Genomic DNA, 6,469 nt, shown 5'->3' on the forward strand with positions numbered 1-6,469 from the left:
GCGGTCGAGCCGTCCGGGGCGAAGGTGCTGCCCGGCTGCGCGGCGGGCGACGTCCGGCTGCCGGCGGGGGCCCACTGCGCGTCCGAACTGGAGTGTTACGGCCCGGTCCGGCTGCGCCGCGACCGGGCCGAGGCGACCCGGGTGCCCTGCGACGGCCGGCACACCTGGGAGACCTACGCCGAGGGCGACCTGCCGGCCGCGCTGGCCGGGGCGGGCCACGGCGCGGTGGTCGCCGACCCGGCCATCCAGCAGGTCTGCAACCTCAGCACGTTCCGGCTGGCCAGCGGCATGCCGCAGGCGACCGGCTGGAACCTGGAGGTGCTGCCGCCGGCCGGTACGGAGCTGGACCGCACCTACCGGTGCCTGGCGGGGCGGGGCGTGGACGCGCTCGCCGTGCCCACTCTCACCGGTCGCTGACGCCGTTCGCCGTCCGCCGTTCCCGCACGGCCCGGGGGTCGAGCGTCGCCAGGGTGTCGGCGTCCAGCGGATAGGCGCCGCCGGACGCCCGCAGGTCGCGGACCGCCCGCGGATCGAGCGCCTCCAGGGTGTCGGCGTCACCCGCGTAGCCGCCGGTGGGAGTGCGGAGCCGCCGCACGGCCCGGGGGTCGATCGCCTCCAGCGTGTCGGCGTCCACTCCGTACCCGGCGGCGGTCGGCCACTCCTCGGCCGGGGCGTCGGCACGGGGAGGGGCCTGGCGGGCGGCGGTCACCGTGACCCCGGCGACCATGCCGAGCAGGACACAGATCAGGGCCAGCACCACGGACAGGATGCCGGCGGGGCGCCACACCACCAACGTGACCAGCGCCGCCACCGCCGCCAGCGATGCGACGACGGCCTTGACCCGCGCATCGGGCTTCGGGAACGAACTCACCCGACAAGCATGGCCCAGCGCGTCGACCTGTCAACCGCCGGGCCGGGACGGCTTCCCGTCAGAAACGTTCTCCAGCGGGCCACCCTCCCACGTGGAGGGCGAAAAGCGTCGATCGAGAAAAATTCGTTACATCAATCGGCAATCTGTCGCTTCTGCCCGCGTTTGAGGGGCGGCTCCGGTTGGCCTTGATCCCTAAAGTGACGGGGGTCGAGGTCTCCTCGACGGACCAAGTTCCCCACCGGAAGGCAGCCACATGCCACGTGCAATCCGGTCCCTCACCGCAACAGGGATCGCCGGCCTCGTCCTCGCCGGATTGGCGGTCGCGCCGGCCGCGGCCGCGGCCCGCACGCCGCAACCGTCGTCGTACGACCGGACCAGCGCCGCCGAGGCGCGCCGGGTCGACCGCGTGCCGACACCGAAGCTCGACTGGTACGCCTGCTACGACTACGCCGAGTGCGCCACGGTCCGGCTCCCGCTGGACTACGACAACCCGAAGGGCGCCACCACCGAGGTGGCGGTGCTCCGGGTCAAGGCCCGCGACCAGCAGCACAGGATCGGCAGCCTGTTCCTCAACCCGGGCGGCCCGGGCGGATCCGGCACCAGCATCGCGCTCGCCGCGCCGTACTTCCTCGGCGACGACCTGCTCGACCGGTTCGACATCGTCGGCGTCGACCCGCGCGGCGTCGCCGCCAGCGACAACGTCAAGTGCTTCCCGTCGGTGAAGGACCAGACCCGGGCGTACGCCGGACTGAACGTCGCCTTCCCGTACACGAAGGCCGAGGAGAAGGCGTACATCGCGGCGTCGAAGGCGGTCGGCAAGGGCTGCTCGACCACGGGCAGGCCGCTGACCGGCGCGGCGTCCACCGCCGAGGTGGCCCGCGACATGGACGTGCTGCGCCGCGCGGTCGGCGACAAGAAGCTCAGCTACCTCGGCTTCAGCTACGGCACCGCGCTGGGGCAGTACTACGCCAACATGTTCCCGGACCGGTTCCGCGCCCTGGTGGTCGACGGCGTGCTCAACCCGAACGCCTGGGTCGGTCAGGGCAAGGCCCGCAACCAGCTCCAGGAGACCCGGCTGCGCAGCGCCGACGGCGCGTACCGCGCGCTGCACGAGATCCTGGTCCGGTGCGCCAAGGCCGGGGCCGAGAAGTGCGCGCTGGCGTCCGGCGGCGACCCGGTCGCCGCGTACGAGACGGTGGCGCAGCGGCTGCGCAAGAAGCCGCTGGTGGTGGACGACCCGGACCTCGGGCAGTTCACCGTCAGCTACGCCGACTTCGTCGGCGCCACCCTCGGCAACCTCTACGACCCGAACGGCTGGCAGTACATCGTGGAGCTCACCGGCGACCTGCTGGTGCTGACCGACCCGGCCGCGGCGGCGCCGGCCCGGGCGCAGGGGCGCACCGAGGTGGCCCGCCGGGCCGCCCAGGCGCGCCAGCAGCACGGGTACGACTTCCCGTACGACAACGGGCTGGAGACGTTCCTGACGGTGGACTGCACCGACGCGTACCACCCGAAGAGCGCGGACGCCTGGCCGGCGCTGTCGGCCAAGGAGGACAAGCGGGCGCCGTACTTCGGCCGGGCCTGGGCCTGGGGCACCGCGCCCTGCGCCCGCAACATCTGGACCGTGCGGGACGAGGACGCCTGGACCGGCCCGTTCGACCGGACCACCGCGGCACCGGTGCTGGTGGTCGGCAACTACTGGGACCCGGCGACCAACTACCAGGGCGCGGTCAGCTCGGCCCGGCTGCTGCCGAACAGCCGGCTGCTGAGCAGCGACAGCTGGGGGCACACCGCCTACGGCACCTCGGCCTGCGTGACCGGCGCGGTCGACGCGTACCTGCTCAAGGGGACGCTGCCCGCCAAGGGCACGCTCTGCACCGGTGACGCCCAGCCGTTCCAGGACGAGCCGGCGGCCACCCGGGCGGCGGCGTCGAAGAGCGACCTGGCCCGGGCCGGTGAGCCCGGCCGGGGCGAGCCGAAGCGGCTGCCGCCGGTGGTCGCGCCGCTGCCGGCGGTCCTCGACAAGCTGCGCGAGTCGCACATCGACGGCCAGGCAAAAATAAGGATCGGGGTGGCGACCACCGAGCCGTTGATGGGCGAGCTGCGCAACGGCACGCACACCGGCTTCGACGTGGAGATCGGCCGCTACATCGCCTCGTCGCTCGGCTTCGAGGGCGAGCAGCGCATCCAGTGGGTGCCGCTGGCCACCGAGGACCGCATTCCCGCCCTCCAGGGCGGCACCGTCGACCTGGTCGTCTCCAGCTTCTCCATCACCGAGGAGCGCAAGAAGTTGGTCAGCTTCGCCGGGCCGTACTTCGTCACCACGCAGGAGGCGATGGTGCCGAAGCGGCACCGGGACCGCATCCGCACCATCGAGGATCTCCGCAGGCCGGAGTACCGGATCTGCACCAGCGGCGGCTCCACCACCGAGGCCGAGCTGGAGAAGCACCAGGTCAAGGCGTACGTGGTGAAGGAGGTCGGTGACTGCGTGAAGGGGATGCGCGAGGGTCGTTACGACGCGGTCAGCTCCGACGAGACCATCCTCGCCGGATTCCTCTCCCGCTATCCCACCGAGTTCGAGATCATCGACATGCCGTTCGGCACCAGCGAGCTGCTCGGCGTCGGCGTACCGATCGGCGATCCGGCGCTGCGCGACCTGGTCGCCTTCTTCCTCCAGAAGAGCTACCTGGAGGGGCGGAACGGGATCAGCAGCCCCTGGCTCACCGCATACAACCGGACGCTGGGGCCGTGGCTGAAGGCGGACAAGTCGCAGCCCCAGCCGCTGGACGTGCCGAAGCTGGTCGACTTCGACGACAAGGCGCCCCGGCGATGACCGCGCCGGTCGCCGCCCCGGACACCGCCGCGCCCGCGCCGCCCGCCGCACCCGCCCACGACCCGGCCGAACGCCGGGCCCGGGCCAGCCAGTCGTTCTGGACCGCGGTGGTCGGCGTGCCGGCGGTCTTCTCCGTGCTGCGGCTCGGCGTCGAGGCGGGCGGCGAACTCCAGACCACCCTGCTGCTGGTCGCCAACGTGGGCACCGTGAACCTGCTCGCCGGGTTCCTCACCACGGCCGCGCGGCTGCTCTCCACCGGGCTGGTCGCGGTCTTCGCGCTCGGCGCGGTGCTGCGGGTCAGCGTGGAACGGATGCCGGCCGGCGTACGCCGCCCGCTCTTCGCCCGCTGGGTGGACATCACCCCCGCCTGGTTCGCGGTGGCGAGCTTCCTGCTGGCCCTGGTCACCTGGCCGCTGCTCTACCTGCCGCTGCTGGTCCCGGCGTTCGTGGCCGCCTTCCAGCTCAGCCCGGAACGGCTGCACGAGCAGCCGCTGCCCCGCCTGCTGCTGCTCGGCGCCGGCTTCGCCGGGTATCTCTGGCTGCTCGGGCCCACCCTGCTGGACGCGTGGCAGCAGCGGGAACTGCTCGCCGTGGTGCTGCTCGTCGTACCCCTGGTGCTGGCCCTGTTCGTCACCGGACCGCTGCCGGCGGCGGTGATCCGGCCGCTCGCCTCGATCACCGAGGCGGCGGTGCTCGCCATGCTGGTCTGGGCCGCGCTCCCCGTGATCAGCACGCCGGTGCTGCCGCTGACCGTGACCACGGTCGAGTCGTCGCCCGGCGTCACCGAGGACGTCCGGGGTCACGTGGTCACCGTGGACGACGTCAACGTCGTGCTGCTCCAGGAGCGCGGCGGGGTCCGCTACCTGCCGGTGGACGACGTGCGTGCCCAGGTGCTCTGCCCGAGCGAGGAGGAGCTGCCCCGGCGGCAGCTGCGGGTGCGCGACTTCCACGTCGAGGACTCGTTGCTGGAGGGGTTGGGACGCCGGGTCCGCCCGGTGCACCGCGTCGACGCCGCCTGCCGCACCGTCCGCTGATGCGGCGGCGTCACGTCGATCGGGCCGTGGGAGAAGTTCGACAAGCTCGCCACGTCCTGAGCCGCCGCCGTTGCCCGGCGCCCGCACCAGGGCGCCGGGCAACGGCGCAGGTGGCCCTCAGTAGGACTTGTCCTGGCCGAGGACGTGCTGGGCGACGAAGTTGAGGATCATCTCGCGGCTGACCGGGGCGATCCGGCCGGCCCGGACCGCGCCGAGCAGGGTGGCCACGCCGTACTCGGTGGTCATGCCGGCGCCGCCGAGCGCCTGCACGGCGGTGTCCACGGCGAGTGCGGCGGCCTCGCCGGCCGCGTACTTGGCCATGTTGCCGGCGACACCGGCCTCCAGGTCGCGGCCCGCGTCGTAGAGGGTGGCCGCCTTGTGGATCATCAGGCGGGCCAGTTCCACCTGCACCGCCGCGTGCGCGAGCGGGTGGGCGACGCCCTGGTGCGTGCCGATGCTCCGGCCGCCCCACACCTTCCGGGTGGCGGTGTACGCGCTGGCCCGCTCGATGGCGTACCGGCCGGTGCCGGCGCCCATGGCGGCGACCGTGATCCGCTCCGGGTTGAGGCCGGCGAAGAGCGCCGGCAGTCCGGCGTCCAGCGACTCGCCGACCAGCGCGTCAGCGGGCAGCCGGACGTCGTCCAGGTAGAGCAGGAACTGGTTCTCCGGGGAGAGGATCTCCATGTCCAGCTTGGACCTCTCCAGGCCGGGCGCGTCGGTCGGCACGATGAACAGGGCCGGCTTGAGCTTCCCGGTGGAGGCATCCTCGGTACGAGCAACCACCAGCACGTGCCCGGCCTCGTCGACGCCGGAGATGTAGCACTTGCGGCCGGTGAGCAGCCAGTCGTCGCCGTCGCGGCGGGCCACCGTGCCGAGCCGGTGGAAGTTCGACCCGGCCTCCGGTTCGGTGATCGCGAAGACGATCTTCTGCGAGCCGTCGGCGAGGCCGGGCAGGTGCCGCTTGCGCTGCTCGTCGGTGCCGTGCTTGTTGATCACGGTGGCCGCGATGGCGGGCGAGACCACGAGCAGCAGCAGCGGGCAGCCGGCCGCGGCCAGCTCCTCGCAGACGATGGCCAGCTCGGTGATGCCGCCGCCCCCGCCGCCGTACTCGGTGGGGATGTTGACGCCCAGGTAGCCGAGCCGCCCGGCCTCCTGCCACAGCTCGGTGGTGTGCGCACCGGCCTTGGCCTTCTCGACGAAGTAGCCGTGGCCGTACTTCCGCCCCAGCGCCCGGACGGCGTCGCGGAGCTGGTCCTGCTCGGGGGTGAGGTCGAAGTTCATCGGGGGTCCTCCTCAGTGACCACGGCCAGCACGGCCCCGGTGTCGACCTGGCCGCCGGCCGGCACCGGCAGCTCCGCCACCACGCCGTCGGTCGGGGCGAGTACGGGATGTTCGAGCTTCATCGCTTCGAGGGTCAGCAGCAGGTCGCCGGCGGTCACCCGCTGGCCGACCTCGACGTGCACCCGGGTCACCGCGCCGGGCAGCGGCGCGAGCAGCGACCCGGCCGCCAGCTCCGCGGTGGGCAGGGGAAAGCGCGGCAGCTCGGCGAGGCTCGCCGCCCCCGCCGGGCCGTCCACGAAGACCTCCGACCCCACCCGGTGTACGCGGAACGCCCGCCGCGTCCCGTCGACGTCGAGCACGACGCGGTCGGGAGCGGCCTCGACCACGGTCACGGCCGGCGCGGCGTCGCCGCCGGACGTGGCGCCGCCGCCCGCCGCCGGCCCGTCCTGG

General features: G+C 73.2%; 5 protein-coding genes and 1 pseudogene. 3 read left to right on the forward strand and 3 right to left on the reverse strand.

Going from position 1 to position 6,469, the window contains the following annotated elements; all coding sequences use genetic code 11:
- Positions 1 to 417, forward strand: a pseudogene (locus B0E53_RS31840) (serine/threonine protein kinase); the annotation flags it as partial.
- Here the strand turns inward: B0E53_RS31840 and B0E53_RS31845 are convergent.
- Positions 404 to 871 carry a hypothetical protein gene (locus B0E53_RS31845; RefSeq protein WP_107079360.1) on the reverse strand — a complete coding sequence of 156 codons (468 nt, stop codon included), beginning with the start codon at positions 869 to 871 and terminating at the stop codon, positions 404 to 406. The pseudogene B0E53_RS31840 and the gene B0E53_RS31845 sit on opposite strands and share 14 nt — an antisense overlap.
- Positions 872 to 1,124: 253 nt before the next feature.
- Here B0E53_RS31845 and B0E53_RS31850 point away from each other — a divergent pair, with 253 nt between their 5' ends.
- Both B0E53_RS31850 and B0E53_RS31855 read left to right on the forward strand, forming a co-directional pair.
- A complete protein-coding gene (locus B0E53_RS31850) occupies positions 1,125 to 3,704 on the forward strand; it encodes an alpha/beta fold hydrolase (protein ID WP_107079361.1) in 2,580 nt (859 codons plus the stop codon).
- Entirely contained in the window at positions 3,701 to 4,738 is a 1,038-nt protein-coding gene (locus tag B0E53_RS31855; RefSeq protein ID WP_107079362.1) for a hypothetical protein, read from the forward strand. The genes B0E53_RS31850 and B0E53_RS31855 overlap by 4 nt, the downstream gene beginning before the upstream one ends.
- 117 nt (positions 4,739 to 4,855) lie before the next feature.
- On the opposite strand, the gene B0E53_RS31860 is transcribed toward B0E53_RS31855, so the two are convergent.
- Together B0E53_RS31860 and B0E53_RS31865 are read right to left on the reverse strand one after the other, a co-directional pair.
- Positions 4,856 to 6,019 (reverse strand): acyl-CoA dehydrogenase family protein, encoded by a 1,164-nt coding sequence (locus B0E53_RS31860; RefSeq protein WP_107079363.1) that lies wholly within the window; start codon positions 6,017 to 6,019, stop codon positions 4,856 to 4,858.
- A partial coding sequence (locus B0E53_RS31865; protein ID WP_146167841.1) for a biotin/lipoyl-containing protein occupies positions 6,016 to 6,469 on the reverse strand: 454 nt, incomplete at its 5' end. The genes B0E53_RS31860 and B0E53_RS31865, both read right to left, overlap by 4 nt.

The organism is Micromonospora sp. MH33 (genome assembly GCF_003013775.1).
Classification (GTDB): Bacteria; Actinomycetota; Actinomycetes; order Mycobacteriales; family Micromonosporaceae; genus Micromonospora; species Micromonospora fulviviridis.